This is a genomic window from Streptomyces sp. NPDC051940 (genome assembly GCF_040680895.1).
Classification (GTDB): Bacteria; Actinomycetota; Actinomycetes; order Streptomycetales; family Streptomycetaceae; genus Streptomyces.
This window is the reverse complement of the sequence record NZ_JBFAXR010000011.1, coordinates 63,233-89,618: the sequence shown is the minus strand read 5'-3', so window position 1 is coordinate 89,618 and position 26,386 is coordinate 63,233. Positions and strand designations below refer to the sequence as shown.

At 73.1% G+C, this 26,386-nt stretch carries 27 protein-coding genes; 6 read left to right on the top strand and 21 right to left on the bottom strand.

Translation table 11 applies throughout. The features are described from left to right. Nucleotides 1-4: 4 nt before the first annotated feature. Nucleotides 5-1,204 carry a histidine kinase gene (locus AB0M28_RS07585; protein ID WP_365399383.1) on the bottom strand — a complete coding sequence of 400 codons (1,200 nt, stop codon included), beginning with the start codon at nucleotides 1,202-1,204 and terminating at the stop codon, nucleotides 5-7. Between the two features lie 132 nt (nucleotides 1,205-1,336). Here AB0M28_RS07585 and AB0M28_RS07580 point away from each other — a divergent pair, with 132 nt between their 5' ends. The 3 genes from AB0M28_RS07580 (at nucleotide 1,337) to mscL (ending at nucleotide 3,627) form a co-directional block, all read left to right on the top strand. Further along, nucleotides 1,337-2,257, top strand: a complete 921-nt coding sequence (locus AB0M28_RS07580) for an ATP-binding cassette domain-containing protein (protein WP_365399306.1) — start codon at nucleotides 1,337-1,339, stop codon at nucleotides 2,255-2,257. Nucleotides 2,258-2,261: 4 nt separating this feature from the next. Next, nucleotides 2,262-3,032, top strand: a complete 771-nt coding sequence (locus AB0M28_RS07575; protein WP_365399303.1) for an ABC transporter permease — start codon at nucleotides 2,262-2,264, stop codon at nucleotides 3,030-3,032. A gap of 136 nt (nucleotides 3,033-3,168) precedes the next feature. Further along, nucleotides 3,169-3,627, top strand: a complete 459-nt coding sequence (gene mscL / locus AB0M28_RS07570) for a large conductance mechanosensitive channel protein MscL (protein ID WP_365399300.1) — start codon at nucleotides 3,169-3,171, stop codon at nucleotides 3,625-3,627. 47 nt (nucleotides 3,628-3,674) lie between these two features. Here the strand turns inward: mscL and mug are convergent, their stop codons facing one another. The 9 genes from mug to AB0M28_RS07525 all read right to left on the bottom strand — a co-directional run bounded on the left by mug (nucleotide 3,675) and on the right by AB0M28_RS07525 (nucleotide 14,953). After that, nucleotides 3,675-4,172, bottom strand: a complete 498-nt coding sequence (gene mug / locus AB0M28_RS07565; protein WP_365399297.1) for a G/U mismatch-specific DNA glycosylase — start codon at nucleotides 4,170-4,172, stop codon at nucleotides 3,675-3,677. A gap of 56 nt (nucleotides 4,173-4,228) precedes the next feature. Then, nucleotides 4,229-5,659 carry an adenylosuccinate lyase gene (gene purB / locus AB0M28_RS07560; RefSeq protein WP_365399294.1) on the bottom strand — a complete coding sequence of 477 codons (1,431 nt, stop codon included), beginning with the start codon at nucleotides 5,657-5,659 and terminating at the stop codon, nucleotides 4,229-4,231. Nucleotides 5,660-5,712: 53 nt separating this feature from the next. Beyond that, nucleotides 5,713-6,492, bottom strand: coding sequence for an SGNH/GDSL hydrolase family protein (locus tag AB0M28_RS07555; RefSeq protein WP_365399291.1), 780 nt, complete (start codon nucleotides 6,490-6,492; stop codon nucleotides 5,713-5,715). Nucleotides 6,493-6,505: 13 nt separating this feature from the next. Next, the gene (locus AB0M28_RS07550) at nucleotides 6,506-7,519 is read right to left on the bottom strand and encodes a hemolysin family protein (protein ID WP_365399288.1); all 1,014 of its coding nucleotides are present in this window, start codon (nucleotides 7,517-7,519) and stop codon (nucleotides 6,506-6,508) included. After that, a complete protein-coding gene (locus AB0M28_RS07545; RefSeq protein ID WP_365399285.1) occupies nucleotides 7,516-8,856 on the bottom strand; it encodes a hemolysin family protein in 1,341 nt (446 codons plus the stop codon). The genes AB0M28_RS07550 and AB0M28_RS07545 overlap by 4 nt, the downstream gene beginning before the upstream one ends. 198 nt (nucleotides 8,857-9,054) lie before the next feature. Further along, on the bottom strand, nucleotides 9,055-9,474 hold the full coding sequence (locus AB0M28_RS07540; protein ID WP_365399284.1) for a GNAT family N-acetyltransferase: 420 nt from the start codon (nucleotides 9,472-9,474) through the stop codon (nucleotides 9,055-9,057). 13 nt (nucleotides 9,475-9,487) lie between these two features. After that, complete coding sequence (locus AB0M28_RS07535) at nucleotides 9,488-11,362, bottom strand: ABC transporter ATP-binding protein (RefSeq protein ID WP_365399281.1); 1,875 nt, start codon at nucleotides 11,360-11,362, stop codon at nucleotides 9,488-9,490. Nucleotides 11,363-11,593: 231 nt separating this feature from the next. Continuing rightward, the gene (locus AB0M28_RS07530; protein WP_365399278.1) at nucleotides 11,594-14,161 is read right to left on the bottom strand and encodes an FtsX-like permease family protein; all 2,568 of its coding nucleotides are present in this window, start codon (nucleotides 14,159-14,161) and stop codon (nucleotides 11,594-11,596) included. Nucleotides 14,162-14,170: 9 nt separating this feature from the next. Next, nucleotides 14,171-14,953: an ABC transporter ATP-binding protein gene (locus tag AB0M28_RS07525; RefSeq protein WP_365399276.1), complete on the bottom strand. Its 783-nt coding sequence runs from the start codon at nucleotides 14,951-14,953 to the stop codon at nucleotides 14,171-14,173. Between the two features lie 225 nt (nucleotides 14,954-15,178). On the opposite strand from AB0M28_RS07525, the gene AB0M28_RS07520 reads away from it, so the two are divergent. After that, nucleotides 15,179-15,697 carry a DinB family protein gene (locus AB0M28_RS07520; RefSeq protein WP_365399273.1) on the top strand — a complete coding sequence of 173 codons (519 nt, stop codon included), beginning with the start codon at nucleotides 15,179-15,181 and terminating at the stop codon, nucleotides 15,695-15,697. Between the two features lie 37 nt (nucleotides 15,698-15,734). On the opposite strand, the gene AB0M28_RS07515 is transcribed toward AB0M28_RS07520, so the two are convergent. From AB0M28_RS07515 to bioB, 4 genes are all read right to left on the bottom strand, one after another. Continuing rightward, complete coding sequence (locus tag AB0M28_RS07515; protein ID WP_365399271.1) at nucleotides 15,735-16,403, bottom strand: methyltransferase domain-containing protein; 669 nt, start codon at nucleotides 16,401-16,403, stop codon at nucleotides 15,735-15,737. An 87-nt stretch (nucleotides 16,404-16,490) separates the two neighbouring features. Then, a complete protein-coding gene (gene bioD / locus AB0M28_RS07510; RefSeq protein WP_365399268.1) occupies nucleotides 16,491-17,210 on the bottom strand; it encodes a dethiobiotin synthase in 720 nt (239 codons plus the stop codon). 10 nt (nucleotides 17,211-17,220) lie between these two features. Beyond that, on the bottom strand, nucleotides 17,221-18,525 hold the full coding sequence (locus AB0M28_RS07505; RefSeq protein WP_365399265.1) for an adenosylmethionine--8-amino-7-oxononanoate transaminase: 1,305 nt from the start codon (nucleotides 18,523-18,525) through the stop codon (nucleotides 17,221-17,223). Continuing rightward, on the bottom strand, nucleotides 18,518-19,714 hold the full coding sequence (bioB, locus tag AB0M28_RS07500; RefSeq protein WP_365399262.1) for a biotin synthase BioB: 1,197 nt from the start codon (nucleotides 19,712-19,714) through the stop codon (nucleotides 18,518-18,520). Before bioB ends, AB0M28_RS07505 begins: the two co-directional genes overlap by 8 nt. Before the next feature lie 215 nt (nucleotides 19,715-19,929). Here bioB and AB0M28_RS07495 point away from each other — a divergent pair, with 215 nt between their 5' ends. Then, complete coding sequence (locus AB0M28_RS07495; protein WP_365399259.1) at nucleotides 19,930-21,072, top strand: 8-amino-7-oxononanoate synthase; 1,143 nt, start codon at nucleotides 19,930-19,932, stop codon at nucleotides 21,070-21,072. Between the two features lie 18 nt (nucleotides 21,073-21,090). Here the strand turns inward: AB0M28_RS07495 and AB0M28_RS07490 are convergent, their stop codons facing one another. Both AB0M28_RS07490 and AB0M28_RS07485 read right to left on the bottom strand, forming a co-directional pair. Beyond that, entirely contained in the window at nucleotides 21,091-21,315 is a 225-nt protein-coding gene (locus AB0M28_RS07490) for a DUF397 domain-containing protein (RefSeq protein ID WP_365399257.1), read from the bottom strand. Between the two features lie 9 nt (nucleotides 21,316-21,324). After that, the gene (locus AB0M28_RS07485; protein WP_365399254.1) at nucleotides 21,325-22,179 is read right to left on the bottom strand and encodes a helix-turn-helix transcriptional regulator; all 855 of its coding nucleotides are present in this window, start codon (nucleotides 22,177-22,179) and stop codon (nucleotides 21,325-21,327) included. A gap of 233 nt (nucleotides 22,180-22,412) precedes the next feature. On the opposite strand from AB0M28_RS07485, the gene AB0M28_RS07480 reads away from it, so the two are divergent. Beyond that, the gene (locus tag AB0M28_RS07480; protein ID WP_365399251.1) at nucleotides 22,413-22,841 is read left to right on the top strand and encodes an ATP-binding protein; all 429 of its coding nucleotides are present in this window, start codon (nucleotides 22,413-22,415) and stop codon (nucleotides 22,839-22,841) included. 53 nt (nucleotides 22,842-22,894) lie between these two features. Here the strand turns inward: AB0M28_RS07480 and AB0M28_RS07475 are convergent, their stop codons facing one another. The 5 genes from AB0M28_RS07475 to AB0M28_RS07455 form a co-directional block, all read right to left on the bottom strand. Continuing rightward, a complete protein-coding gene (locus AB0M28_RS07475; protein WP_365399248.1) occupies nucleotides 22,895-23,533 on the bottom strand; it encodes a GNAT family N-acetyltransferase in 639 nt (212 codons plus the stop codon). 50 nt (nucleotides 23,534-23,583) lie between these two features. After that, entirely contained in the window at nucleotides 23,584-23,892 is a 309-nt protein-coding gene (locus tag AB0M28_RS07470) for a hypothetical protein (protein WP_365399245.1), read from the bottom strand. A 2-nt stretch (nucleotides 23,893-23,894) separates the two neighbouring features. After that, a complete protein-coding gene (locus AB0M28_RS07465) occupies nucleotides 23,895-24,518 on the bottom strand; it encodes an ATP-dependent Clp protease proteolytic subunit (RefSeq protein ID WP_365399243.1) in 624 nt (207 codons plus the stop codon). A 263-nt stretch (nucleotides 24,519-24,781) separates the two neighbouring features. Next, nucleotides 24,782-25,612 carry a TIGR02452 family protein gene (locus AB0M28_RS07460; protein ID WP_365399240.1) on the bottom strand — a complete coding sequence of 277 codons (831 nt, stop codon included), beginning with the start codon at nucleotides 25,610-25,612 and terminating at the stop codon, nucleotides 24,782-24,784. A gap of 18 nt (nucleotides 25,613-25,630) precedes the next feature. Next, nucleotides 25,631-26,326 carry a lysophospholipid acyltransferase family protein gene (locus tag AB0M28_RS07455; RefSeq protein WP_365399238.1) on the bottom strand — a complete coding sequence of 232 codons (696 nt, stop codon included), beginning with the start codon at nucleotides 26,324-26,326 and terminating at the stop codon, nucleotides 25,631-25,633. Nucleotides 26,327-26,386: the final 60 nt, after the last annotated feature.

Here is a 26,386-nt window from a genome sequence, read left to right as displayed (position 1 = left end):
CGGTTCACACTATCGGCAGCCTGGCCCACACCCGCCACACGCCCTCCTCGGCCCCCGTACGGGCCTCGCCGCCGAGCAGCGCCGCCCGCTCCCGGATGCCCCGCAGCCCGCTGCCCCCGCCCTGCAGCCGGGCCTGCCCGTCGGGCAGTTCGTTGCGTACGTCGAGCTCCAGCGCCCGGCCGCCGGCGTCGACGCGCACCCGCACCGGCACGCTGCCCGCGTGGCGCAGCACGTTGGTGAGGGACTCCTGGACGATCCGGTACGCCTCCCGCGACACCGGCCCCGGCACCTGCTCCAGATCACCGATCACCGCGAAGGAGACCTCCGCGCCCGACGCCCGCGCCGCGTCCACCAGCCGGTCGACCTGCGTCAGGCCCGGCCGGGAGGAGGGCTCGCGCCCGGCGTCCTCGCGGAGCACCCGCAGCACCCGGTCCAGCTCGTCCAGGGCTTGGCGGCCGGTGTCCTCGATGGCGGCCAGCGCCCGCTCGGTGAACTCCGGCGAGCCGGCGGCCCGCGCCGCGCCGGCCTGCACGACGGCGACGGTCAGCGCGTGGCCGATGGAGTCGTGCAGCTCGCGGGCGAGCCGGTTGTGCTCCAGCAGCCGCTCGGTGCGCGCCTCCAGCGCGGCCAGCCGCTCCGTACGCGACGGCCCGAGCAGGGCGCGCGCCGCGCGGGCCATCCCCGCCCCGGCCACCACGACCACCGCCAGCAGCAGGGCGAACACGACGGGGGAGAGCAGCGCGTACCACGGGGTCCAGCGGTCGATCCAGGGCAGATCGGTGGCGCCGCCGGCCGGACCGACGAGCAGCCCCAGCGACTGCCCCCACAGCACCACCGTCACCAGCCCGACCAGCGATCCGGCGACGAGCCGCAGCACCAGCCAGCCCAGCACCCGGACCCGGTCGTCCCACGACGCCGAGGGGCCGCGCGCGATGCCCGGGTCCTCGCCGCGCACGCGCGCGTGCGGCCCGGGGAACAGCAGGGTCCGCGCCTGCGCCGACTCCAGCACGCGCATCTGGGGCACCAGCGCGGCGACGGCCAGCAGGGGCACGATCACCGCCATCGGCATGATCACCGTGGACAGGAAGAACGGCGCCGTGCCGAGCACCATCGCCGCCACCAGCGCCGGCAGCGCGCCCAGCAGCAGATGCACCCACCGCGTATAGGTGACGGCCCGGGTGAGGGGCCGCACCGCACCGGTCAGCAAGTCCCGGAGAATCTTGATCACCCAGCCATCGTGCCAGGCCGGCGCGGGGCCCCGACTCCCCCGCGCGGGGGAGAGCGAACCCCCGGCGGGGGGAAGCCCGGGCCCCCGCCGTAACGCCAGGCTGAGGGCATGACCTCGATCGCAGTGCACGACCTCAGCAAGGACTACGGCCGGGTCCGGGCCGTGGACAGCCTCACCTTCACCGTCGAGCCCGGCCGCGTCACCGGCTTCCTCGGCCCGAACGGCGCGGGCAAGTCGACCACCATGCGGCTGATGCTCGGCCTGGACCGCCCCACCGCGGGCACCGCCACCATCGGCGGCCGGCCGTACGCCGGGATCGCCGAACCACTGCACCACGTCGGCGCGCTGCTGGACGCGGGCGCGGCGCACGGTTCGCGCACCGCCCGCAGTCATCTGCGCGCGCTCGCCGCCAGCAACCGGATCCCGGACGGCCGGGTGGGCGAGGTGCTGGAGCGCACCGGCCTGGCGTCGGTGGCCGGCCGCCGGATCAGGACCTTCTCCCTCGGCATGCGCCAGCGCCTCGGCATCGCCGCCGCCCTGCTCGGCGATCCGCGGGTGCTGCTGCTGGACGAACCGTCCAACGGACTGGACCCCGAGGGCATCATCTGGATCCGCGAACTGCTGCGCGGACTGGCCCGCGAGGGCCGCACGGTCCTGGTCTCCAGCCATCTGATGAGCGAGACGGCCTCCTTCGCCGACCACCTCGTCGTCCTCGGCCGCGGCCGGCTGCTCGCCGACACCCCGATGAAGGAGTTCATCGACGCCCGGATCAAGCCCCGCGTCCGCGTCCGTACGACCGAGGGCGAGCGGCTGCGCGCGCTGCTGCACGACCGGGGTTACGTGCCCGTGCCGGCGGACGACGGACGGCTGATCGTCGACGGCGCCCGGGTCGAGGACGTCGGTCCGCTCGCGGCCGACGCCGGCATCCCGATCCTCGAACTCGCCGCCGAGGAGGCCACGCTCGAGCAGGCGTACCTCGATCTCACCGCCACCGCCACCCAGTTCGCCGCCACCCGCCAGGAGGCCTGAGCACATGACCACCACCCTCGCCGCCGTCCCCGTGACCGGACGGACCTCCACGGCCGCCGTCCTGCGCTCCGAGCTGATCAAGCTCCGCTCACTGCGCGGCACCTGGCTGTCCCTGTCGCTGCTGTTCGTGCTCACCGTCGGCTTCAGCTGGCTCACCGCCGCGACGACCGAGACGGACGAGGGCAACCTCGACCCGCTGTACCACGCCTTCTTCGGCATCCTCATGGGCCAGGTCGCCGCGATCTCGTTCGGCGCGATGGCGGTCTCGTCGGAGTTCCACGGCGGCGCGCTGCGCGTCTCGCTGGCCGCGGTGCCGCGCCGGGGCCTGTTCTACGGCGCGAAGCTGGCCGTGACCGGCGCGCTGGCCCTGGCGGTCGGACTGGTCTGCGGATTCGCCTCGTTCCTGGGCGGCCAGGCGCTGCGCGGTGACATGCCGGCGATGTCGCTGGGCGACGAGGGGGTGCTGCGGGCCTGCGTGGGCACGGGTCTGTACACGGCGCTGATCGCCCTGTTCGCGGCGGGTCTGACCGCGCTGCTGCGCAGCGGCACGGCCACGCTGAGCATCCTGATCCCGTGCATCCTGATCCTGCCGTTCGTCCTCGGCGTGGGCGGGGACGACTTCACGGCCTACCTCCCGGACCGCGCCGGCCAGATGATCTTCTACCAGGACCCGACGGCCGGTTTCGGCCCCTGGACGGGGATGGGGATCCTGGCGCTGTGGAGCGCGGCGGCCGTGGCCGTCGGCTGGTGGTCGATGAGCCGCCGCGACGCGTGACGGCCCCCGGAGATCACCGGATCGTGTCAGCCGATTGGACTTGACCCGGCGGGATCGGCAGCATGGCCCGCCGGGCGGTCCACCGGGACTGTCCCGCCCGTCGGGCGGAACGATTCATTCACGAGTGGAGCACCTGGTGTTCAAGGGATTCCGCAGCTTCCTGCTGCGCGGCAACGTGGTCGACCTGGCCATCGGTATCGTCATCGGCGCCGCCTTCACGGCCGTCGTCACCGGCTTCGTCACGGCCTTCCTGACGCCGCTGATCGGCATCGCGACCGGCGTGGTCGGCGACTTCAGCAAGGAGACGTTCACGGTCAGCGGCACCGAGTTCCCCTACGGGGCCTTCCTCAACGCGCTGATCAGCTTCGTCCTCGTCGCCACGGTGATCTACTTCGCGGTGGTGCTGCCGGTCGGCAAGCTGCAGTCCCGCTTCGACCCGGTCAAGGAGGAGCCGGTCACGAAGGCCGACTGCCCGGACTGCCTCAGCACGGTGCCGGTCGCCGCCGTCCGCTGCGCCTTCTGCACCTCCGACCTGGCCGGCCGCCCCGGCTTCCCGGAGCAGGCCACCAGGAGCACGGAGCGGGCGTCCTCCTGAGGCGCCGGCCGGTCACCGGCGCTTCGTGCCCTTCCCGGGCCGGCCGGTCACCGGCGCGGCAGTCCCGCCGCCTCCCGCAGCCGGCCGTACTCCTCGCCCATTGCGGGCAGCGTCCAGTGGGCGTTCAGCCCCGACGGATTCGGCAGCACCCACACCCGGGTGCTGCCGATCGTGCGTTCCTGGGGCCCGACGACCGCCTTCGGCTCACCGAAGGCGCCGCGGTACGCCGTGATCCCGACGACCGCCAGCCAACCCGGCCGCAGCCGGCGGACCTTGGCCGTCAGCAGCCGCCCGCCCTCGGCGTACTCCCCGGCACTCAGCTCGTCGGCGCGCGCGGTGGCCCGCGCCACCACGTTGGTGATCCCGAGCCCGTACGACAGCAGCTCGTCCTGCTCGGCGGGGGCGAGCTGCCGCGGGGTGAAGCCGGAGCGGTGCAGCACCGGCCAGAAGCGGTTCCCGGGGCGGGCGAAGTGGTGGCCGGTGGCCGCCGTCATCAGGCCGGGGTTGATGCCGCAGAACAGCACCGAGAGCCCGGCCGCGGCCACGTCCGGTACGAGGCGGTCCCGGGCGGCCTCCAGGTCCGCCCGGGTCGGCCGCGGGGTCAGAGGATCGCGCCGGGGGTGTACGCGGCGTCCTCGGGGTGCTGCTTGGCGAGCTCCTCGATCCGGGCCACCACCGCGGCCACCTGGTCGCCGGCCGCGCCCGTGAAGGACAGCCGGTCCGCCATCAGCGCGTCCAGCTGCGCCCGGTCCAGCGGGATCCGGTCGTCGGCGGCCAGCTTGTCCAGCAGCTCGTTGCGCTCGGCGCCCCGCTCGCGCATGGCGAGCGCGGAGGCCACCGCGTGCTCCTTGATGACCTCGTGCGCCAGCTCCCGGCCGACCCCGGCCCGTACCGCGCCCATCAGCACCTTGGTGGTGGCCAGGAACGGCAGATAGCGGTCCAGCTCGCGGGAGACCACGGCCGGGAACGCCCCGAACTCGTCCAGCACCGTCAGGAACGTCTCCAGCAGGCCGTCCAGCGCGAAGAACGCGTCCGGCAGCGCCACCCGGCGGACCACGGAGCAGGACACGTCGCCCTCGTTCCACTGGTCGCCGGCCAGCTCGCCGGTCATCGAGGCGTAGCCGCGCAGGATGACCATGAGGCCGTTGACGCGCTCGCAGGAGCGGGTGTTCATCTTGTGCGGCATCGCGGACGAGCCGACCTGGCCGGGCTTGAAGCCCTCGGTGACCAGCTCGTGGCCCGCCATCAGCCGGATCGTCTTGGCCAGCGACGAGGGCGCCGCGCCCAGCTGCACCAGGGCGGTCACCACGTCGTAGTCCAGCGAGCGCGGGTAGACCTGGCCGACCGAGGTGAACGCCCGCGCGAAGCCCAGATGCGCGGCGATCCGCTCCTCCAGCTCCGCCAGCTTGGCCGCGTCGCCGCCGAGCAGGTCCAGCATGTCCTGGGAGGTGCCGACCGGGCCCTTGACGCCCCGCAGCGGGTAGCGGCCCAGCAGGTCCTCCAGCCGCGCGTACGCCACCAGCAGCTCGTCGGCGGCGGTGGCGAAGCGCTTGCCCAGCGTGGTGGCCTGCGCCGCCACGTTGTGCGAACGCCCGGCCATCACCAGCTCCGCGTACTCGCCGGAGAGCCGGCCCAGCCGCGCCAGCACGGCCACCGCGCGGGAGCGCACGTGCTCCAGCGACAGCCGCAGCTGCAGCTGCTCCACGTTCTCGGTGAGGTCGCGGGACGTCATGCCCTTGTGCACCTGCTCGTGGCCGGCGAGGGCGTTGAACTCCTCGATCCGCGCCTTCACGTCGTGCCGGGTGACCTTCTCCCGCGCGGCAATCGACTCCAGGTCGACCTGGTCGATCACCCGCTGGTAGTCCTCGATCGCGGCGTCCGGCACCTCGATCCCCAGATCCTTCTGCGCGCGCAGCACGGCCAGCCACAGCTGCCGCTCCAGGACGACCTTGTACTCGGGGGACCACAGGACGGCCAGCTCCGGGGAGGCGTAGCGGCCGGCCAGGACATTGGGGATGCGGGGCTTGTTCACGTAACCGAATGATACGGGGCCGGGGAGCTGGACGATTCTCCAGGCCCCGCAGGTCACGCCTCCGGCGGAAGGTACGGCAGCAGCTCGGCGCGCTTGGGCGGCAGCCCGTCGCCGGAGGAGCGGCCGGTCAGCCGGCGGCCGATCCACGGGCCGAGGTGCTTGCGCGCGAAGGACAGGTCCGCGCGCCGCCGCGCCACGAGGCCCGGCGGTACGGCGGGCGGCAGCGGGGTGTTCCAGTCGGACTCGGCGGGCAGCCCCAGCCGCTGCCAGACGGCCTCGGCCACCCGCCGGTGGCCCTCGGCGGTCAGGTGCAGCCGGTCCTCGTCCCACAGGCGCGGGTCGCCCAGCGCCTCGGAGGCGTACAGGTCGACCACGGCCGCGTCGTAGCGCCCGGCGAGCCGGTCGATATGGTCGAACAGCTCCTCCATGCGGGGCCGGAAGCGCTCCATGACCGGGCCGCGGCGGCCCGGGCTGCGCATCAGCACCAGCTGCTTGCAGCTCGGCGCCAGCGTAGCCACGGCCTGCTCCAGATGGTCCTTCACCCGCACCATGTCGCACTTGGGCCGCAGGGTGTCGTTCAGCCCGCCGACCAGTGTGACGACGTCCGCGTTCATCGCCGCGGCCCGCTCCGTCTGCTCGTCGAGGATCTGCGCGATGAGCTTGCCGCGCACGGCGAGGTTGGCGTAGCGGAAGCCGGGGGAGCGGCCCGCGAGGCGGGCCGCCAGCAGGTCGGCCCAGCCGCGGTACGTACCGTCCGGCAGCTGGTCCGACATTCCCTCGGTGAACGAGTCGCCGACCGCGACAAAGCTGGTGTACTGGGCACTGATCTCCATAGCGGTGGAGATTTTACGCGCCCTGTCCGACGAGCTCGCGCAGCACGTCCTCCATCGTGACCATGCCCGCCGGGCGCCCGTCCTCGTCCGTCACCGCGGCCAGATGCGTACGGCTGCGGCGCATCGCGGTCAGCACGTCGTCCAGCGGTGTGGCCGCCCGGACCCGGGCGATCGGCCGCATCGCGCTCACCGGGAACGGCAGGTCCCGCGGGGAGCGGTCCAGGGCGTCCTTCACATGCAGGTACCCGAAGACGCGGCCGCCGTCGTCGGCCACCGGGAAGCGGGAGAACCCGGACTCCGCCGACAGCTGCTCCAGCCCCTCCGGGGTGATCCCGAACCGGGCCGACACCACCCGCTCCGGCGGCAGCACGATCTCGCGCACCGGACGGCGGCCCAGCTCCAGGGCGTCCTGCAGCCGCTCCTTCGCCCGGTCGTCGATCAGTCCCGCCTCACCGGAGTCGCGCACGATCCGGGCCAGCTCGTCGTCGGAGAACGTCGCCGAGACCTCGTCCTTCGGCTCCACCCGCAGCAGCCGCAGCAGTCCGTTGGCGGCGGCGTTCACGACGTACACCACGGGCCGCAGCGCGCGCGTCATGGCCACCAGCGGCGGCCCCAGCAGCAGCGCGGAGCGGACCGGGTCGGCAAGCGCCACGTTCTTCGGCAGCATCTCGCCGAGGAGCATGTGCAGATACGTCGCCACGGACAGCGCGATCACGAACGAGATCGGGTGCACCAGTCCGTGCGGCACCCCGACGGCGTCGAACACCGGCTCCAGCAGGTGTGCGATCGCCGGCTCCGCCACGATGCCCAGCACTAGGGTGCACAGCGTGATGCCCAGCTGCGCGCTCGCCATCAGCGTCGACACGTGCTCCAGTCCCCACAGCACCCGCCGCGCCCGCTTGTTGCCGGCGCGGGCGAACGGTTCGATCTGCGCCCGGCGCACCGAGATCAGGGCGAACTCGGCGCCGACGAAGAACGCGTTCACGACCAGCGTCAGCAGGCCGATCAGCAGCTGTACGGCGGTCATCGGCCCTCACTCCGCTCGTGCTCGTGTCCGTGGTTCGCCGGCGCGCGCAGCAGGACCCGCGCCGCGCGGCGGCCGGTGGCGTCGACCACCTCGATCTCCCAGCCGCCGACCAGCACCCGGTCACCGCCGGCCGGGATACGCCCCAGCTCGGTGGCGACGAGCCCGGCGAGCGTCTCGTACGGGCCTTCCGGCGCCCGCATGCCGATGGCCTCCAGCTGGTCCGGCCGGACCGCGCCGTCGGCGTCGAATGTCTGCCGGCCGTCGGCGTCCGCGCCGGTGGCGACCAGGTCGGCCGTCTCGTGCGGATCGTGCTCGTCGCGGACCTCGCCGACGACCTCCTCGACGATGTCCTCCAGGGTGGCCACGCCGGCCGTACCGCCGTACTCGTCGATCACGACGGCCATGGAGCGCTGGGTGGACAGCCGGTCGAGCAGCCGGTCCACGGTGAGCGTCTCGGGCACCAGCAGTGGCTCGCGCATCAGATCGCCCACCGGTACGCGGGGGCGGCGCTCGGCCGGTATGGCCAGCACGTCCTTGATGTGCGCGATGCCGACGACGGTGTCGAGGGTGCCCCGGTAGACGGGGAAGCGGGACAGGCCGGTCGCGCGGGTGGCGTTGGCGACGTCCTCCGCGGTGGCCTGGATCTCCAGGGCGGTGACCTGCACCCGGGGCGTCATCACGTTCTCGGCGGTCAGGTCCGCGAGATTGAGCGTACGGACGAACAGCTCGGCCGTGTCCGCCTCCAGCGAGCCCTCCCTCGCGGAGTGCCGGGCCAGGGCGACGAGCTCCTGCGGGCTGCGTGCCGAGGCCAGCTCCTCGGCCGGCTCCATGCCCATCAGGCGGATCAGGCGGTTGGCGGTGTTGTTCAGCCAGTGGATGAACGGGCCGAACGCGGCGCTGAACCCGCGCTGGAACGCGGCGACCCGCTTGGCCACGGGCAGCGGGCGGGAGATCGCCCAGTTCTTCGGCACCAGCTCGCCGACCACCATCAGCACGAGGGTCGACAGCGCGGTGCCGAGGGCCAGGGCGACGCCGGGCACGGCCGACTCGGGGACGCCGACGGCAGTCAGCGGCCCGTGCAGGAGCGCGGCGACGGACGGCTCGGCGAGCATGCCGACGACGAGGTTGGTGACCGTGATGCCCAGCTGGGCACCGGAGAGCTGGAAGGTGAGGCTGCGGACCGCCTTCAGCGCGCTCTCCGCGCCGGGCTCACCCCGCTCCACGGCCTCTTCGAGCTCACTGCGCTCGACGGTGGTCAGGGAGAACTCGGCGGCTACGAAGAGGCCGCACGCCAGGCACAGCGCGAGGGCGAGCGCCAGGAGGAGAAGTTCGGTCATCGGGTCACCACCGCTCCATGATCGGACACGGGGGGCGGGCTACGCGATACCGGCTACTGGGAGGCTCGTCCATCAGGGGACGCTCACACCTTTCTGGTCGTCCGTCGGGTTCCTGTGTGACGGTCCATAGTAAAGGAAAGGCAAAGGGGATGGGCGTGGGGTGCGGCCGCGGGAGTGCGGGGAGTCCCGGGGAGCCCTCTACAGCGGCTTGACCCAGCGGCGCCAGTGGTCCTCGCGGTGGTAGCCGGACGCGCCCCAGGCGTGCTGGGCGCGTTCGTTCGCCTCGAGGACCATGGCGTCGGCGCGGCGCCCGCCGAGCGCCGCGAAGCGCTTCTCCGCCGCCTCGAGCAGGGCGGTGCCGACGCCCTGCCGGCGGTGCGCGGGGTGCACGGCCAGCCGGTAGGCGTGGCACCGCCAGCCGTCGAAGCCGGCGATGACCGAGCCGGCCAGTGCGCCGCCGCGCTCCGCCAGGAGCAGGGCCTCGGGGTCCCGCTCGATGAGGCGGGCCACCCCCTCGCGGTCGTCGCTGATGCTCGTGCCCTCGGCGGCCTCCCGCCAGAAGCCGAGCACGTCGTCGATGTCCGCGAGGGTGGCGTGGCGGATGTGGAGATCGCTCATGGCGGCGAGCCAATCAGAGCGGCTGACCGCCTGGCGAGCGGGTTTCCACACTGTGGACGGGGACGCTGCTGACGTCCGTTGCGGGCTCGTCGTCCGCCGTGTCGTCCAGGAAGCCGCCCGACTGGTGCCGCCAGAGCTTCGCGTACGTGCCCTCGGCGTCCAGCAGCTCCTGGTGGCTGCCCTGCTCGACGATGCGGCCGCGGTCGAGGACCACCAGCCGGTCCATGCCGGCGACCGTGCTCAGCCGGTGCGCCACCACCAGCGCCGTACGGCCCTCCATGAGCCGCCACAGCGCCTCCTGGACCAGCAGCTCGCTCTCGGAGTCCAGTGCGCTGGTCGCCTCGTCGAGCAGCAGGATCGGCGCGTCCCGCAGGATCGCCCGGGCCAGCGCGACCCGCTGGCGCTGACCGCCCGAGAGCTTGATGCCCCGCTCACCCACCATCGTCCGGAAGCCGTCGGGCAGGGCGTCCGCGAACTCCGTGACGTGCGCCGCCTCCGCCGCCCGCCGGATCTCGGCGTCGGTGGCGCCGGGCCGGGCGAAGGCGATGTTGTCGCGCAGCGTGCGGTGGAACATCGCCGGGTCCTGCGGCACGTACGCCATCAGGTTGCGCAGGTCGGCCTGGCGCAGCCGGCTGATGTCCTGGCCGCCGACGAGGATCCGGCCGCCGTCGATGTCGGTCATCCGCAGCAGCAGCCGGGTGAGGGTGGTCTTGCCGCCGCCGGAGCGGCCCACCAGGCCCACCTTCGTCCCGCTGGGCACGGCCAGGTCGAGGCCCTCGAAGAGCGGGTCGGCGCCCCGGTGGGTGAAGTGGACCCGCTCGAAGCACACGTCGCGGGGCCGCGGGGCGAGCGGCTCGGGCTCCGCCGGGTCCAGCACGGTCGGCGGACTCAGCAGCAGCTCGGTGAACTGCGCGGCCTCCGTCATCGAGCTCTCCAGCCGGCGGTAGATCTGGTTGAACTCGAACATGATCCGGGTGGCGTTGCTGAAGTACGTGAACGCGACGACGATCGCCTCGATGTCGTGCCCGTTCCCGGCGAGGGTCACCGCGAGGAGCAGGCCCAGCGCGTTCGTGGCCACGGACATCGGGGCCACCAGGGTGTCGATGCGCAGGTTGCCGTAGTCCCAGGAGCGCAGGGTGAGGCGGCGCGACTCCGCGACCCGGGAGCGGTGTTCGGCCGCCTCGCGCTCCTCGGCGGCGAACGCCCGCACCGTGTCCATGTTCATCAGGCTGTCGGCGACATGGCCGGACACCCGGGCGATGGCCTGCTCGCGCAGGTCGACCAGCGCCTGGCGGCGGCGGATCAGCGGTACCACACACAGCGCCGTCAGCCCGATCATCGTCAGCAGGACGACGACCAGCAGCGGCTCGTAGCGCCACAGCACCACGGAGCCGAACAGCAGGGGCACGACGCTGCCCATGATCTGGAAGGTGAGGGTGTCGACGAACTCCTCGAAGCGGGTGGCGAAGCTCAGCACCCGCTTGGTGAGGGATCCGGCGAAGTTGTCGTGGAAGAACGCGGCGTCCTTGGCGAACAGTTCGTCCATGCCGATGACGTACAGGTGTTCCACGCCGCGCGCGTCGAGGCGGTTCAGACAGTGCAGGCCGACGCGCCAGAGCACCTCGGCGAAGAGCAGGACGCCGGCGAAGGCGAGGACGTAGGGGAGCGTCGCGTCGAGTCCGGTGTCACCGCCGTCGGCGATGTCGGCGACGAGTTTGGCGATGACCAGTGGTGCGAGGTAGTTGAGGCCGATGTTGCCGAGAGCGGGCAGCAGCAGGGCCGGCGCCGTCAGCCGGCGCTGGCGTTTGAGTTCGTGTCCGTAGTAGCGGAGCGCGAGGAGCACCGGGCCCTTGCCCGGTAAACCTCCGCGCCTTTCGGGCGTTGCCATCTCCACCCCGAATGGTCGTGCGGCGGCCGCCACCGTGCTCGCGCGCGCAGCAGGAAGCAGCGCAGGGCAGAAGCAGGGGGGCGGCGGGGAAACCGCAGCAGTCTCCCGCGCCGACGCCCCCGCCGTCCAAGTGTTTTTCCGCCCCGTGCGCCCGGTCTGCCCCGCCCGTCCCCTGCGCCCCGTCCGTCCTCTGCGCCCCGCACGCCTCGCGCAACCCGAGCGCGCCGTCCGTCACTCGTGGGCGATGGCCGCCAGTACGTTCAGCCGCGCCGCCCGCAGCGCGGGCAGCAGGGCGGCGGCCAGTCCGACCAGCACCGAGCCGGCGACGACCGCGATGACCGTGACCCACGGGATGGCGAACGCCTTCAGCCCTTCGAGCGCCAGCACCTGCCACACGGAGACACCCCAGACCAGCCCGAGGGCGAGGCCCAGCACCGCGCCGAACACCGCGATCACCACGGACTCCAGCCGGATCATCCGCCGCAGCTGTCTGCGCGACAGCCCGATCGCCCGCAGCAGTCCGATCTCCCGGGTGCGCTCCACCACGGACAGCGCGAGGGTGTTGACGACGCCGAGCACCGCGATGACGATCGCGAGGCCCAGCAGCGCGTACACCAGATACAGCAGCACGGATATCTGCTGGCGGATCAGCTCCTTGAAGTCCGCGCGGTCGCGCACCGCCACCTGCGGATACTCCTCGAGCGCCGACTCCAGCCCGGCGCGCAGCCGCTCCGGGGAGGTGCCGTCCGCGGCGTTGACGAGCAGCCCGCTGTCCAGGGCGCCGGGCTGGTACTCGTCCAGCGTCTCGATGCCCATGAAGAACCCGCCGCCCTCGGTGAAGGCATCGGATTCCGCGACCGTCAGCGCCGCCACGGTGAGCCGCGCACGCGTGCCGTCCGCGAACTGGACGGGCAGTACGCTGCCGATGCGTATCCCGTGCTCGTCCGCGTAGTCCTTCTGCACGCCGAGCCGGTCCTTCGCCAGCGCGGCATCGGTGTCGCCGCCCGCGTACTCGAGCTTGAACGCCCGGTCGACGCCCTGGTCGTACGCGCCGATCGGGGTCCGCGTGGTCCCGCCGTCGGGCAGGGTGATCCGGGCCGTGGCGGCCCGCTCACGGATCAGCAGCCCCACCCCGTCGACGTCGCGGACCCGCTCGGTGACCTCGTGCTGGAACGGGATGAAGTTGTTGCCGGTGATCACGAAGTCGGCGCCCAGCGTGCGGTCCAGCTCGTCGTCCACGGACCGGGTCATCGACGCCCCGGCGATGGACAGCCCGCCGACCAGCGCCAGCCCCACCATCAGGGCCGAGGCGGTCGCTCCGGTACGGCGCGGATTGCGCAGGGCGTTGCGCTGGCTCATCGCCCCGACCGGTCCGAAGACCCGCGGGAACGCCCCGCCCAGCACCCGGATCACCGGACGCACCAGCAGCGGCCCCGCGATCACCGTGGCGATCAGGGTGAGGACCACGCCCGTGACCAGCCACAGCGACGCCGTCGAGGTGTCCGCGTTCACCGCGCACGCCGCGAGCGAGGCCACTCCGCCGGCCGCGACCACGGCGCCGACGACCGCCCGTATCCGCAGCGGCTTCCCGGTCCCGGACACCTCGATGTCCGCGAGGGCCGCCATCGGCGAGACCCGCGCCGCGCGCCGGGCGGGCAGATACGCGGCGACGAACGTCACGCCCAGCCCCACCACGTACGCGGCGAGCGGCGTCGTCCACACCACGACCATCTCCGCCGCGTCGAGGTTCATGCCGAGCGCGCCCAGCAGCTCGATCAGCCCCGCCGCCAGAGCCACTCCCGCCGCCAGGCCGAGCGTGGAGCCGACCAGGCCCAGCAGCACCGCCTCGGTGAGCACGGAGCGCCGCACCTGCCGCCGGTCCGCGCCGAGCGCGCGCATCAGGCCCAGCTCGCGGGTGCGCTGGGCGATGAGCATGGAGAACGTGTTGACGATCAGGAAGACGCCGACCAGCACCGCGATCCCGGCGAAGCCGAGCATCACGTACTTGATGATGTCGAGGAACCCGCCCAGCTCCTCCGTCGCCGACTTGGCCTGCTCGTCCGCCGTCTTCACCGCGTACTGCGGGCCGACGGCCGCCGCCACCCGCTGCTTGAGCTCCTTGTCGGAGACTCCCTGCGCGGCGTCCAGGGAGATCGAGGTGACGGCGTCCGTACGCCCGAGCAGCCGTTCCTGCGCCGCCGGTGTCTCGAGCCAGACGAGCGCGGCGCCCGGGTTGGTCGAGGTGAACGCGGCGATGCCGACGACCTCGGCGTCGAACGACCCCGGCGCGGCGATCACCCTCAGCGTGTCGCCGATCTCCACGTCCTTGCGGTCGGCCGTGTCCTTGTCCAGCAGGACCTCGTCCGGCCCGCGCGGTTCGCGTCCGCTGTGCAGCTCGACGACGCTGTGGTCGGTCTGCTGCCAGTTGGCACCCAGGGTGGGCGGGCCGGTCGTCGGGCCCACCTGCTTGTTGTTCTCGTCGACCAGGGTGATGTTCTCGACGCCGACATCGAGATGGGCGGCGGCGACGCCCTCCACCCCGGCCACCTTCTCCCGCAGCGAGGCGGGGATGACGGGTGTCTGGCCCGAGCGCGTGCCCCCGGCCTCGTTGAAGTCCTCCCGCGGCTCCACCGCCACATCGGCGGCGCTGGACTGGAAGAGCCGGTCGAAGGTGCGGCTCACGGTGTCGGAGAAGATCAGGCTCCCGGCCACGAAGGCCACGGACAGCAGGACGGCGAGGGCGGACAGCAGCATCCGCCCCTTGTGTGCGACGAAGCTCCGCAGGCTCGCCCTCAGCATCTCCGGGCCTCAGCTCTTCCGTACCCCGTCGAAGCGCTTCATCCGCTCGAGGACCGCCTCGGCCGTCGGGTGCGGCATCTCGTCCACGATCCGCCCGTCGGCCAGGAACAGCACCAGGTCGGAGACCGCGGCCGCGCCGGGGTCGTGGGTCACCATCACCACCGTCTGCCCGAGCTCGTCCACGGCCGATCTGAGCATCGCCAGCACCTCCTGGCCGGAGCGCGAGTCGAGGTTGCCCGTGGGCTCGTCGGCGAAGATCAGCTCGGGGCGGGAGGCCAGCGCCCGGGCGCAGGCGACGCGCTGCTGCTGCCCGCCAGACAGCTCCGCCGGCCGGTGCTTCAGCCGGTCGCCCAGCCCCAGGGTGTCGATGACCTGCCGCAGCCACTCCCGGTCGGGCTTGCGGCCCGCGATGTCCATCGGCAGGGTGATGTTCTCCAGCGCGTTGAGCGTGGGGAGCAGATTGAACGACTGGAACATGAACCCCACCCGGTCGCGGCGCAGCCGGGTCAGCTCCCGGTCGTTCAGCCCGGTGATCTCCGTCCCGCCCAGCCACACCTGCCCGGCGGATACCGTGTCCAGCCCGGCCAGACAGTGCATCAGCGTCGACTTCCCGGACCCGGAGGGCCCCATCACCGCCGTGAACCGCCCGCGGGTGATCGCCACGTCCACCGCGTCGAGCGCGACGACGGTCGTCTCGCCGGTGCCGTACGCCTTGGTCAGCCCGGCAGCCCGGGCCGCGATCCCGGCCCCGTCCGCCAGACCGTACTCCTGTGCCGCCGCCGGTGTGGACACAGCGCCTCCTCGCGCTCGATCCGCTCAACTCCCGCCTGCAGGCCGAGACTAGGGGGCCCGCAGCCGCCTCGGCATCCCTCTGGCGGGCCAACTCCACGATGCTCCCTCGTTCTGCGGGAGGAGCTCGTACGAGCTACCGCGGGAGTAACGGTGCTCCTGGGCGCCCTCCTCACCAGCGGGAATATCCGGGGGACCCGCGCCGGACCGCCCGCTAGGCTGCGCCGCATGACCTGGACCATGCCGCAGACCGAACGCCGTACCGAGCCCCGAACCGCTCCCGAACGGGAGATGCTGCAGGGCTGGCTCGACTATCACCGCGACACCCTGCTGATGAAGTGCGCGGGCCTGACCCCCGAGCAGCTGCGCACGCCGAGCGTGCCTACCTCCACTCTCACTCTGCACGGCCTGCTGCGCCATCTGGCACTGGTGGAGCGCTGGTGGTTCCGCCAGTGCTTCCTGGGCGAGGACGTGGACGACCTGTACTGGACCCCCGACAACCCCGACGGCGACTTCGACGACGTACCGACCGCCGACGCCCGTGCGGACCTGGCCGTCTACCAGGCGGAGACCGCCGCCTGCGACGCCGCGGTCGCCGACCGCGGCCTGGACGAGATCTTCACCGACAAGCGGGGCCGGACCACGAGCCTGCGCTGGGTCTACGGCCACCTGATCGAGGAGTACGCCCGGCACAACGGCCACGCGGACCTGCTGCGCGAGGCGATCGACGGCGTGACCGGGGAGTGAGACCGGGGCGCCGGGAGGGGTGACACGGGCCGGCCCCTCAGAGCCGCTTCCGCGCCACCCCCAGCACATGCTCCGACGCCGGCGTCGCGGGCCCCCGCGCCGGCACCCGCAGCCGCCGGTGGTCGACCAGGTCGAAGCCCGCCGCGTCGAGCTCCCTCAGCAGGTCGCGGCCGCTGTGGCAGCCGCCGAACAGCCGGGGCCACACGGTGGCGTCGGCCAGCCGCTGCACCCTGCGCTTGACCGGCTTCTCCGACCGCACGTGCTCGAACAGCCGCAGCTCCGCGCCGGGCCGCAGCACGCGGCGCAGTTCGGCGAGCGCGCGCGGTACGTCCCGTACCGAGCACAGCACCAGCGAGGCGACGGCCGCGTCGAACGCCTCGCTCTTCACGGGCAGCGCCTCGGCGGCGCCCGGCACCACGTCCACGGGGACGTCGCTGTGCATCGCCGCGTCCACCGCGAGCTGCCGCAGCCGGTGCTCCGGTTCGATCGCCACGACCTCGGACACCGTGCCCGGATAGTGGCGGAAGTTCAGGCCGTTGCCGGCGCCGATCTCGATGACCCGCCCGGACAGCCCGGCGAGGAGCTCGGCGCGGTGCGCCGCCACACCCGATCCGACGTCGGCCCGCGGGCTGGTGGCCGCGTACCACCGGGCGAAGAGGGGATGGTGCACGGCATCACGGTGCGGACGGCGGCTGCCCAGCGGCATGGCATATCCCTCCCGGAAGGACGCGGCAGAGCACGGCTACCCGCGATTGTCCTCCAGGAGACGTCCCGGCGCGGTGAGGCTCGGCGCTCAGCCCCGCTGCCGGGCCACGAACCCCGCCGCGTCCCACACGCCGCCGAGCTCCGGTGCGAGCCAGCCGGGCGCGGCCCCCCGGAAGGCCTCCGGTGTCATCCGGCCCGCCCCCTCCGGCAGCACCCCGAGCAGCGGAGCCCCCGCCGCCTCGGGGAGGTCGGTCAGATTGCAGACCTCCGCCAGGCCCGGCTCGTGCGGCCAGCTGCCCACCACCACGCCCGCGCACGGCACGTCGCGGGCCTTCAGCGCCTCCGCGGTGAGGGCCGTCGTGTTCAGCGTGCCCAGCCCCGCCTGCGCCACCAGCAGGACCCGGCAGCGCAGCAGGGCGGCGACGTCCGCCAGCGTCGAGCCCTCGTCGTCGAACCGGACCAGCAGCCCGCCCGCCCCTTCCACGAGCACCACGTCGTGGGCGGCCGACAGCTTCGCCGCGGCCTCCGCCACCTCCGTCGGCCGCACCGGCGACACCCCCGCCCGGCGCGCGGCCGTGGCCGGGGCGAGGGGGTCGGGGAAGCGGGCCAGCTCCACACCCGTGACGGTGTCGCCGGCCAGCCGGACCACCTCGTGCACGTCGCCCGGTTCGCCCGGGGCGACACCCGTCTGGGCGGGCTTCAGCGCGGCCACCGACCAGCCGCCGGCCGCCGTCACGGCCGCCAGCGCGGCGGTCACCACGGTCTTGCCGACCTCCGTCCCGGTCCCGGTGACGACCAGCACGCTCACTTGCAGCTCCTCATCCCGCGGCCGCAGCCGCGCACACGGCGCGGCAGATCCGCGCCAGATCGTCGTCGTCGGTGACATACGGCGGCATGGTGTAGACGAGGTCGCGGAACGGCCGCAGCCACACCCCGGCCCGCACCGCCGCGGCGGTGGCCGCAGCCATGTCGACGGGGTGGTCCAGCTGCACCACGCCGATGCCGCCGAGCACCCGTACGTCGGCGACCCCGTCGATCCCGGCCGCCTCGGCCAGCCCCGCGGAGAGGCCGGATTCCAGGCGTTTCACGTGGAACGCCCAGTCTTGTCCGATCAGTAGATCAATGGACGCGTCCGCGACCGCCGCCGCCAGCGGATTCCCCATGAACGTCGGCCCGTGCGCCAGCACCGGCACCTCGCCCCGCGAGATCCCCTCGGCCACGCGCGAGGTGCACAGCGTCGCCGCCATCGTCAGATAGCCGCCGGTCAGCGCCTTGCCCACGCACATCACGTCGGGAGACACCCCGGCATGGTCCGCGGCGAAGAGCGCTCCCGTACGCCCGAACCCGGTCGCGATCTCGTCGAACACCAGCAGGACGCCGTACTCGTCGCACGCCTCGCGCAGCACGCGCAGATAGCCGGGGGAGTGGAACCGCATCCCGCCCGCGCCCTGCACCACCGGTTCGACGATCACCGCGGCCGCCTCGGCGGCGTGCCGCTCGATCAGCGTGCGCAGCTCCCGTACGTACGCGGGATCGGGCTCGTCCCCGAAGCCGCCGGGAGGCGCCGGGGCGAACACCTGGCGCGGCAGCGAGCCGCTCCACAGCTCGTGCATGCCGCCGTCGGGGTCGCAGACGGACATCGGATGCCAGGTGTCGCCGTGGTAGCCGCCGCGCCAGGTCAGCAGCCGGCGCTTCTCGGGCCTGCCCACGGAACGCCAGTACTGCAGGCACATCTTGACGGCGACCTCGACGGACACAGAGCCCGAGTCGGCGAGGAAGACGTGGCGCAGCGGCTCGGGGGTGATCTCGACCAGCCGGGCGGCGAGCCGTACGGCGGGCTCGTGGGTGAGGCCGCCGAACATCACATGGCTCATGCGCTCCAGCTGGTCGTGCGCCGCGCGGTTGAGGACGGGGTGGTTGTAGCCGTGGATGGCGGACCACCACGACGACATCCCGTCGACGAGCTCCGCGGTGCCGTGCACCGGCTCCGCGAGCCGCAGCCGCACCCCGGACGCGGACTCGACGACGAGCGGCTCCTGGCGCCCCGGCATGGGCCCGTACGGATGCCAGACGTGCTCCCGGTCCAGCTCCAGCAGCCGGCCGGGGGAGAGCGGCTCAGGCATTGGGCGGCAGATCCGTCCCCGCGCCCCGACGGCGTACGGACACGAGGTCCGTACGCGCCCCGGCGCCGTCCGCGGGCGCCGCCGCCACGGCGGCGGGGGCGCAGGCGGCGGCAGGCTCGGCGGCACCGGCGTCCTCGCCGCACGGCCCGCATCCCCCGCCCCCGCAGCCGGCGGCGGCCACGTCCGCCCGGTGCGACGGCAGCGTCGTCGTCCCCGCGCCCTCCACCTCGAAGCCCGCGTCGGTGATCATGTCGAGGTCGGCCTGGCCGGCCTGGCCCTCACTGGTCAGATAGTCGCCGAGGAAGATCGAGTTGGCCAGGTGCAGGGCCAGCGGCTGCATGCTGCGCAGATGCACCTCGCGCCCGCCCGCCAGCCGCACCTCGACGTCCGGGCAGACGAACCGCACCATCGCCAGGATCCGCAGGCAGCGCTGCGGGGTGAGGTTCCACTCCTTGGCCAGCGGCGTCCCCTCGAAGGGGATCAGGAAGTTCACCGGAACGGAGTCCGGGTCCAGCTCCCGCAGCCCGAAGACCACGTCCACCAGGTCCCCGTCGCTCTCGCCCATCCCGGCGATCAGCCCGGAGCACGCCGACAGACCCGCCGCCTGCGCCTGCTGCACGGTGTCGACGCGGTCCGCGTAGTCGTGCGTCGTACAGATGTCGCCGTACGTCGACTCGGAGGTGTTGAGGTTGTGGTTGTACGCGTCCGCCCCGGCCGCGCGCAGCCGGTCGGCCTGGCCGGCGGAGAGCAGTCCGAGGCAGGCGCACACCTCGACGCCCTCGTTCTGCTCCTTGATCGCGGCGATGGTCCCCGCGACCCGCTCCACGTCGCGGTCGGTGGGACCGCGCCCGCTGGCCACCAGGCACACCCGCTTGGCGCCGCCCGCGACGCCCGCCCCCGCGGCCCGGGCGGCCTCCTCCGGCTTGATCCAGGTGTACTTGAGGATGCCCGCCTCGGAGCCCAGGCGCTGGGAGCAGTACGAGCAGTCCTCCGGGCACAAGCCCGACTTCAGGTTGACGAGGTAGTTCAGCTTCACGCGGCGGCCGAACCAGTGCCGGCGCACGCGGCCCGCGGCGGCCACCACGTCGAGGAGTTCGTCGTCGGAGGTCGCGAGGACGGCGAGCGCTTCGTCGCGCGTGGGCAGCGCACGGCGCAGCCCCTTGTCCACCAGCGTTGTGAGGAGGTCCATGGCGCCGATAGTCGCCTACCGGCTCGCCGCGAGCCAAGGGGACACCGCACAAGAGGTGCCCCGGACACTGTGTGTCTTGCCACACCGCGCCGGGAGGCGGCCACCGGTAGCGTGCCCGCACGTGACCGACGACCGCTGAACCGCCCGACTGCTGCCCCGCCGAACCCCTGAACTGCTCGACTGCTGACCCGCCGAACCGCTGACGAGGACGTGCCATGCCCCGCGACCCCTTCGAATGGATCACCGACGCGGCCGCCGCCCGCCGCCGCGCCGGCCTGGTGCGCACCCTGCGCCCGCGCCCCGCGGACAGCGCGGTGCTCGACCTCGCCGGCAACGACTACCTGGGCCTGACCCGCCACCCCGAGGTGGTCGAGGGGGCGGCTGCCGCCGCCCGCCGCTGGGGCGCCGGTGCCACCGGCTCCCGGCTGGTCACCGGGACGACCGAGCTGCACGCCGAGCTCGAGGCGGAGCTGGCCGCTTTCTGCGGCTTCGAGGCGGCCCTGGTCTTCTCCTCCGGTTACGCCGCCAACCTCGCCGCCGTCACCGCCCTGACCGGCGCCGACAGCCTCGTCGTCTCCGACGCGGGCAACCACGCCTCCCTCATCGACGGCTGCCGCCTCTCCCGCGCCGCCACCACGGTGACCCCGCACGCCTCCCCGGACGCCGTGGACAAGGCGCTGGCGGAGCACGACGGGCGGGCGCTGGTCGTCACCGACGCCGTCTTCTCCGTCGACGGCGACGCGGCGCCGCTGTCCGCCCTGCACCGGGTGGCTGCGGAGCGCGGCGCGGCGCTGCTGGTGGACGACGCCCACGGCCTGGGCGTCCTCGGCCCGGACGGCAGTGGTACGGCGCGGGCGTACGGCGTGGCGGGTGCGCCGGGCGTCGTGGCGACCGTGACGCTGTCGAAGTCCCTGGGCAGCCAGGGGGGAGCCGTCCTGGGCCCGGCCGCGGTCATCGAGCACCTGGTCAACACGGCGCGCACGTTCATCTTCGACACCGGTCTCAACCCCGCCGCCGCCGGCGGGGCGCTGGCCGCGCTGCGGCTGCTGCGCCGGGAACCGGAGCGTGTCGCGAAGGTGCGCGAGGTGGCCCTCGCGCTGCACGAGGGACTGACGGCGTCCGGCCTGAGGTCGCTGCGGCCGGACGCCGCGGTGGTCTCCGTACTCGCTCCCACACCGGAGCAGGCACTTCAGTGGGCAGCGGGCTGCCATGCCGACGGAGTCCGGGTCGGCTGCTTCCGTCCGCCGTCCGTGCCGGACGGGATCTCCCGCCTGCGCCTGACGGCGCGTGCGGATCTGCGCCCGCAGGACGTCGACCGGGCACTCGGGGCGATTACGGCGTCCGCCCCGCGCGCCTGAACGCGCCGCGCCGCGGCGTCAGATGTCCCCGCCGCGGATCGCGGACAGGAAGTCCGCCCATGCGGCGGGGGTGAAGACCAGGGCGGGTCCCTGGGGGTTCTTCGAATCGCGAACCGCGAGACCGCCCGCCCCGACAGGGGTGACTTCCACACAATTGTTGGCGCCCGTGCTGTGGCTGCTGCGAATCCAGTCGGCGTCGTGCAGTTCCTGACTGGAGGGAACAAATCGCGGCAATGCGCTCATCATGCCTCCTCACATGCCGGAGTTGATACCGGCCATGAATGCCAACGACTGCTCATGCGAGAGGGCGCTTGCCTGAAGGTCTGCGAAAGCCTCGACGTACGCCCCCAGGTCTTCTTTCCGTTCGAGATAGAAGCTACTCGTCAGATGGTCAAGAACCACAACATCCAGGTCGGAACTGTGCGGAAATGAGAACATAACGAAAGGCCCGCAGACTCCGACATGCACACCGCTGGAAAACGGCAGCACCTGCAACCGGACGTTCTCCAGCCGCCCGAGTTCCACCAGGTGCCGTAACTGCTCCGCCATCACCTCCCGCCCGCCGACCTCCCGGCGCAGCACGGCCTCGTCGAGCACCGCGTGCAGGGTGAGCGGCGGTGTCGCCCGCAGCACCGCCTGGCGCGCGATGCGCACGTCCGCCAGGGCCGCGACCTTCCCCTCGGCCGCCCCGGCCATGGCCGCCCGGGTGACGGCGCGCGCGTAGGCCGGCGTCTGCAGCAGGCCGGGCACCACCATCGTCTCCAGCGTCCGGACGAGCGTCGCCTCGCCCTCCAGCGAGATGAAGTCCCGGTACGCGTCGGGCAGCAGCTCCCGGTACGCCCGCCACCAGGCGCGGTCCGGCGCGTCCGGGACGGTCAGCGCCTCGAGCACCGCCCGCAGGTCCGCGTCGGCGCACTCGTACACGTCCAGCAGCAGCCTTACGTCGGCGGCCTTCGCCGCGCTGCGTCCCGTCTCGATCCGGCTGACCTTGGACTGGTGCCAGCCCGCCCGGGTGGCCGCCTCACCGCTCGTGAGGCCGGCGAGGTCGCGCTGGCGGCGCAGTTCCGCACCGAGTTTGCGGCGGCGTACCGCCGGACCGTGCGCCATGGTGCCTCCCGGCTCGCCGAATGCCCGTTGGGCGTTGCGACATTGTGCCGTGCGAATCCGGTCGGCCGTAGCAGAGTTCACCGCTTCGAGGGACAGATATATGCATATCTTGATGGATCTGTCGTGGATGGTGGAACATCGGTTACACCTCGTCACGAGGTAACTGCTCGAAGCCGTCCTCGACTTCACCGCTCTGTCGAAGTCCGGCCCCGGGTGGAAGGGGACGGCACGCCATGGCAGACCAACGAGAAGCCGCAGTCACTCTGCCGAGCGAGCCGGTCTCAGTGACGACAGCCCGCCGCTACGCGGTGCGGACGCTGGGCGAGTGGGGGCTCGCGGACGGGACGGACGTCGCGGACACGGTCCGGCTGATCGTCTCCGAACTCGCCACCAACGCCATCCAGCACACCCTCGGCCAGTCGCCGACGTTCACGCTCGACCTGATCCTGGAGCGCGACGAGGAGCTGCGGATCGGTGTGACGGACAGTCATCCGCGCTGGCCGCGCAGGCTGCCCGCCGCGGTGCAGCAGGACAACGGCCGCGGGATGGCCATCATCCGCATCCTGGTCGCGGAGTCGGGCGGCCGGCTGACCGTCACTCCCACCCCGGACGGCGGCAAGACCATCTGGATCGCGATGCCGTGGCGCACACCGGTGGCGTGAGCCCACCCGTGGCACCGGGGGCCCATGCGTGGTCCGCCACCAGCCGGGGGCCCCTATGCGTGGTCCGCCACCAGCAGCGCCTCGGCGCCCACCGGAAGGAAGTCGGCCGCCAGGAACGCCCGGACGCTCGCCGCGTTGCCCGGCGCGATCTGCGCCCACAACGGCTCGCCCTGCGGCACCAGATGGCGCGCGGCGACCGCGAGCCGTCGGCCGAGTCCCGTGCCGCGCGCCGGCGGCTCCACCTCGACGGCCACCTCCCAGCGCCCCGCGACCCCGCGCCCCAGCAGCACCGTCCCACCCGGCACCGTCCACGCGCGGACGTCGTCGCGGTGGTGCAGCGCGCGGACGATCCGCGGATGGCGGCGGTCCTCGGTGGGCGCCAGCTCCAGGGGTGGGGGGCCGTCGAGTCGGGAGGCGACGGTCAGCACATCGACGTTGTTGACCCGCCGTCCCGTGCGCTCCTCCAGCGCCCGCAGGAACGGCGGGTTGAGGGGGGCCGACAGATCGTCCGGCGGCAGCAGGTCCCGTACCCACCGCTCGTCCACGTCGGCGAACACCAGGGAGCACGCCGTCAGCGCGATGATCCCCGAGTCCCTCGGCGAGGGCGGCGGCAGTACGTGCACGGAGCCGTCGGACGGCGGGAAGACGCCGCGTGCGGCGTCGGCGAGTACCCCCGCGAGATGATCTGTCATCACGTCAACGTATCCGACGCCCTTCGTGCGAAACCGCGGAGGGGCGCCCGCTATTCGTCCCGCGGCTGCGGCAGCGTCACCTGCAGCGCCCGGCGCTCTCCGTCCAGCACACGCAGCGCCTCCTCCAGGGTGGCCGAGTGCAGGTCGCTCTCGCCGCGCAGATGCATCTGCGCCAGCGCGTCGCGCAGCTCCACGGCGCTGCGTACGAGCGCCTGGGCGGCGCGCAGCGCGCCGTAGGTGTGGTCGCGCCGGGCCGGGTTGATCCGGCCGACCTGGTCCACCACCGCGAGGTAGGCGTCGATGAACCGGCCCTCGGCGCGGGTGAGGGCGGGCAGCTTCGGCGGCTCCGGAGGCAGCACGCTCACCCCCGTCCGGCAGGGCGGTGGCGCTCGGTGATCCGGTCGGCCAGCCCGTACTCCACGGCGGCGGCCGCGTCCAGGAACAGGTCCCGCTCGATGTCGGCGCGCACCTTCTCCACCGACTGCCCGGTGTACTCGGCGAGGACGTCCTCCATCCACCGGCGGCGGCGCTGGAGTTCCTCGGCCTGGATGTGCAGATCGTCCGCCTGCCCCTGGACGGCCTCGCTCAGCCGGGGCTGGCGCAGCAGCACCCGCGCCCCCGGCAGGATGTACCGCTTGCCCGGCGTTCCGGCCGCCAGCAGCACGGCCGCGACGGACGCCGCCTGGCCCAGGCACACGGTCTCGATGTCGCAGCCGACGAACCGCATCGTGTCGTGGACGGCGGACATGGCGGTGAAGGACCCGCCCGGGGAGTTGAGGTAGAGGGAGATGTCCATGTCCGGTGCGGCGTGCTCCAGTTGGACGAGCTGGGCCATCACGTCGTTCGCCGCGGTGTCGTCGACGGCCGTGCCCAGGAAGACGATGCGCTCCTGGAAGAGCTTCGCGTACGGATCCAGCGACCGGTACCCGCCGCTCGTGCGCTCCGTGAACTCCGGCAGGACGTACCTGGCGCCCGGATGCCTCATCGGGGGTCACCCCTTCCGCACGGGAAAATGTACAGAACGTACAGTCCGTCAGCATGGCAGCATGGCCCACGGGATTCCGGTGACCTGGCACGTCTCGAGGCGCTGGGCGCGCCCGCGGAGGACGGCGTGATCAGCACCGTCTCCACGCTGCGCACCCCCGTGTCCGCCATGGGCGAACGCCGCCGCTTCGGCATCGCGGCCGAGCATCGCCCGGCACCCCCGGACGCGAGCTAGGCGGGCGCGACCGCGACCCCGGACGCGAGCTAGGCCCGCGCGACCGCGAAGCGTTCCTCGAACGCCCCGCGCGCCGGTGCGGCCTCGGCGCGCTCCCAGACGGCGAACACCACCCGCTCGAACCACCCCGCGCAGCGGCCCCCGTCGAGCAGCAGCGCCGCGAACGCCCCCGCCACCACCGCGGGTTCGTTACGGAACACCCCGCACCCCCACGCCCCGAGCACCAGCTCCCGGCATCCGCCCGCCGCCGCGGCCTCGAGCACCCGCCCGGCACGCCGCAGCAGCGCGCCCGGGATCTCCCCGGTGCGCTCCGGTGTCTGCCGCGCGATCACCCCGGCGTTCGGCGCCGCCGCTGTCAGGAAGTCGACGCCGTACGGCGCGTCCAGCAGCCCGCCCCGCCGGTCGCGGAACACGGGCACGGCCGGGGAGTGGATGACGCGGTCGCTGTAGAACGGGCTCGGGTCGGCCCGGTGCGCGGTGTAGAACTCCGGTACGGACAGCAGGCACTCGTACAGCGCGGACGCCCGGCAGACGTCCTCCTCCTGGGCCCTGGCGCCGTTGACGTACCCCCCGCCCACGTTGCGCGCGGACGCGAAGTTGAGCACCCCGACCCGCGAGGGGCCGGCTTCGGTGAGCCGCCGCGCCGCCGCCAGGCTGTCCTCGCCGGTGACCTCGAAGACGGTCGCCGCACCGCCGGCCGGGGAGACGGCCACCGGCTCCGGCCCGTACACCCGCGTGCCGCGCACCGCGGCGTCCACCCGCCCGTCCAGCGCCACCCACGATCCGCCGGGCGCGGTGTAGCCGCCCCGTTCGGTGATCTCGCGGTTCTGCCGGGCAAGGCTCTTCAGCCGTGCGCTCACTGTTCCCCCCGTGGCCGTTCAGGCCGCTTTGCGCGCGGCCTCCAGCTCGGCGCGCACATCCGTCGCGTACCGGTCGACGTACTCCTGACCGGACAGCTTCAGGATGGCATACATGATCTCGTCGGTGACGGCCCGCAGGACGGCCTTCTCCTTCTCCATCCCCGCGAACCGCGTGAAGTCCAGCGGTTCGCCGAAGCGGATGGTCACCCGGCCGACGCGCGGGATGACGCGTCCCGGCGGCTGCAGCTCGAAGGTGCCGACCATCGCGCAGGGGATGACCTTGACCTGCGCCCGCACCGCCATCGCCGCCACGCCGACGCGCCCCTTGTACAGCTTCCCGTCGTGCGAACGGGTGCCCTCCGGGTAGATGCCCAGGAGTTCGTCCTTGCGCAGGACGCCGAGCCCCTCGTCGATCGCCGCCTGCGCGGCCTTGCGCCCCGTGCGGTCCACCGGGATCTGGCCCGCGCTGCGGAAGAACGCCGCGACCAGGCGTCCCTTGATGCCCGGCCCGGTGAAGTACTCCGCCTTGGCGAGGAAGGTGATGCGCCGCCTGAGGATCGCCGGCATCAGGAAGTGGTCCGAGAACGACAGGTGGTTGCCGGCGACGATGGCCGCGCCCTCCTCGGGAATGTTCTCCAAGCCCTCGATCCGCGGCCGGAACGCCAGCCGCAGGAGTGGTCCCAGCAGCACGTACTTGAGCACGTAGTAGAACACCGCACCAGCCTCCCCGAGCCTCCCGTTGCCGCGCAGACTAGCCGCCCGCGGGCCGCCGGG

Coding starts and splice junctions, on each gene's coding strand:
- AB0M28_RS07580 (WP_365399306.1), top strand. CDS start 1,337: ATGACCTCGATCGCAGTGCACGACCTCAGCAAGGACTACGGCCGGGTC.
- AB0M28_RS07495 (WP_365399259.1), top strand. CDS start 19,930: ATGCCCCGCGACCCCTTCGAATGGATCACCGACGCGGCCGCCGCCCGC.
- AB0M28_RS07515 (WP_365399271.1), bottom strand. CDS start 16,403: ATGCCGCTGGGCAGCCGCCGTCCGCACCGTGATGCCGTGCACCATCCC.
- AB0M28_RS07555 (WP_365399291.1), bottom strand. CDS start 6,492: ATGGAGATCAGTGCCCAGTACACCAGCTTTGTCGCGGTCGGCGACTCG.
- AB0M28_RS07465 (WP_365399243.1), bottom strand. CDS start 24,518: ATGAGGCATCCGGGCGCCAGGTACGTCCTGCCGGAGTTCACGGAGCGC.
- AB0M28_RS07475 (WP_365399248.1), bottom strand. CDS start 23,533: ATGACAGATCATCTCGCGGGGGTACTCGCCGACGCCGCACGCGGCGTC.
- AB0M28_RS07480 (WP_365399251.1), top strand. CDS start 22,413: ATGGCAGACCAACGAGAAGCCGCAGTCACTCTGCCGAGCGAGCCGGTC.
- AB0M28_RS07520 (WP_365399273.1), top strand. CDS start 15,179: ATGACCTGGACCATGCCGCAGACCGAACGCCGTACCGAGCCCCGAACC.
- AB0M28_RS07540 (WP_365399284.1), bottom strand. CDS start 9,474: ATGAGCGATCTCCACATCCGCCACGCCACCCTCGCGGACATCGACGAC.
- AB0M28_RS07485 (WP_365399254.1), bottom strand. CDS start 22,179: ATGGCGCACGGTCCGGCGGTACGCCGCCGCAAACTCGGTGCGGAACTG.
- AB0M28_RS07505 (WP_365399265.1), bottom strand. CDS start 18,525: ATGCCTGAGCCGCTCTCCCCCGGCCGGCTGCTGGAGCTGGACCGGGAG.
- AB0M28_RS07545 (WP_365399285.1), bottom strand. CDS start 8,856: ATGACCGAACTTCTCCTCCTGGCGCTCGCCCTCGCGCTGTGCCTGGCG.
- AB0M28_RS07550 (WP_365399288.1), bottom strand. CDS start 7,519: ATGACCGCCGTACAGCTGCTGATCGGCCTGCTGACGCTGGTCGTGAAC.
- bioB (WP_365399262.1), bottom strand. CDS start 19,714: ATGGACCTCCTCACAACGCTGGTGGACAAGGGGCTGCGCCGTGCGCTG.
- AB0M28_RS07490 (WP_365399257.1), bottom strand. CDS start 21,315: ATGAGCGCATTGCCGCGATTTGTTCCCTCCAGTCAGGAACTGCACGAC.
- AB0M28_RS07575 (WP_365399303.1), top strand. CDS start 2,262: ATGACCACCACCCTCGCCGCCGTCCCCGTGACCGGACGGACCTCCACG.
- AB0M28_RS07530 (WP_365399278.1), bottom strand. CDS start 14,161: ATGCTGAGGGCGAGCCTGCGGAGCTTCGTCGCACACAAGGGGCGGATG.
- AB0M28_RS07535 (WP_365399281.1), bottom strand. CDS start 11,362: ATGGCAACGCCCGAAAGGCGCGGAGGTTTACCGGGCAAGGGCCCGGTG.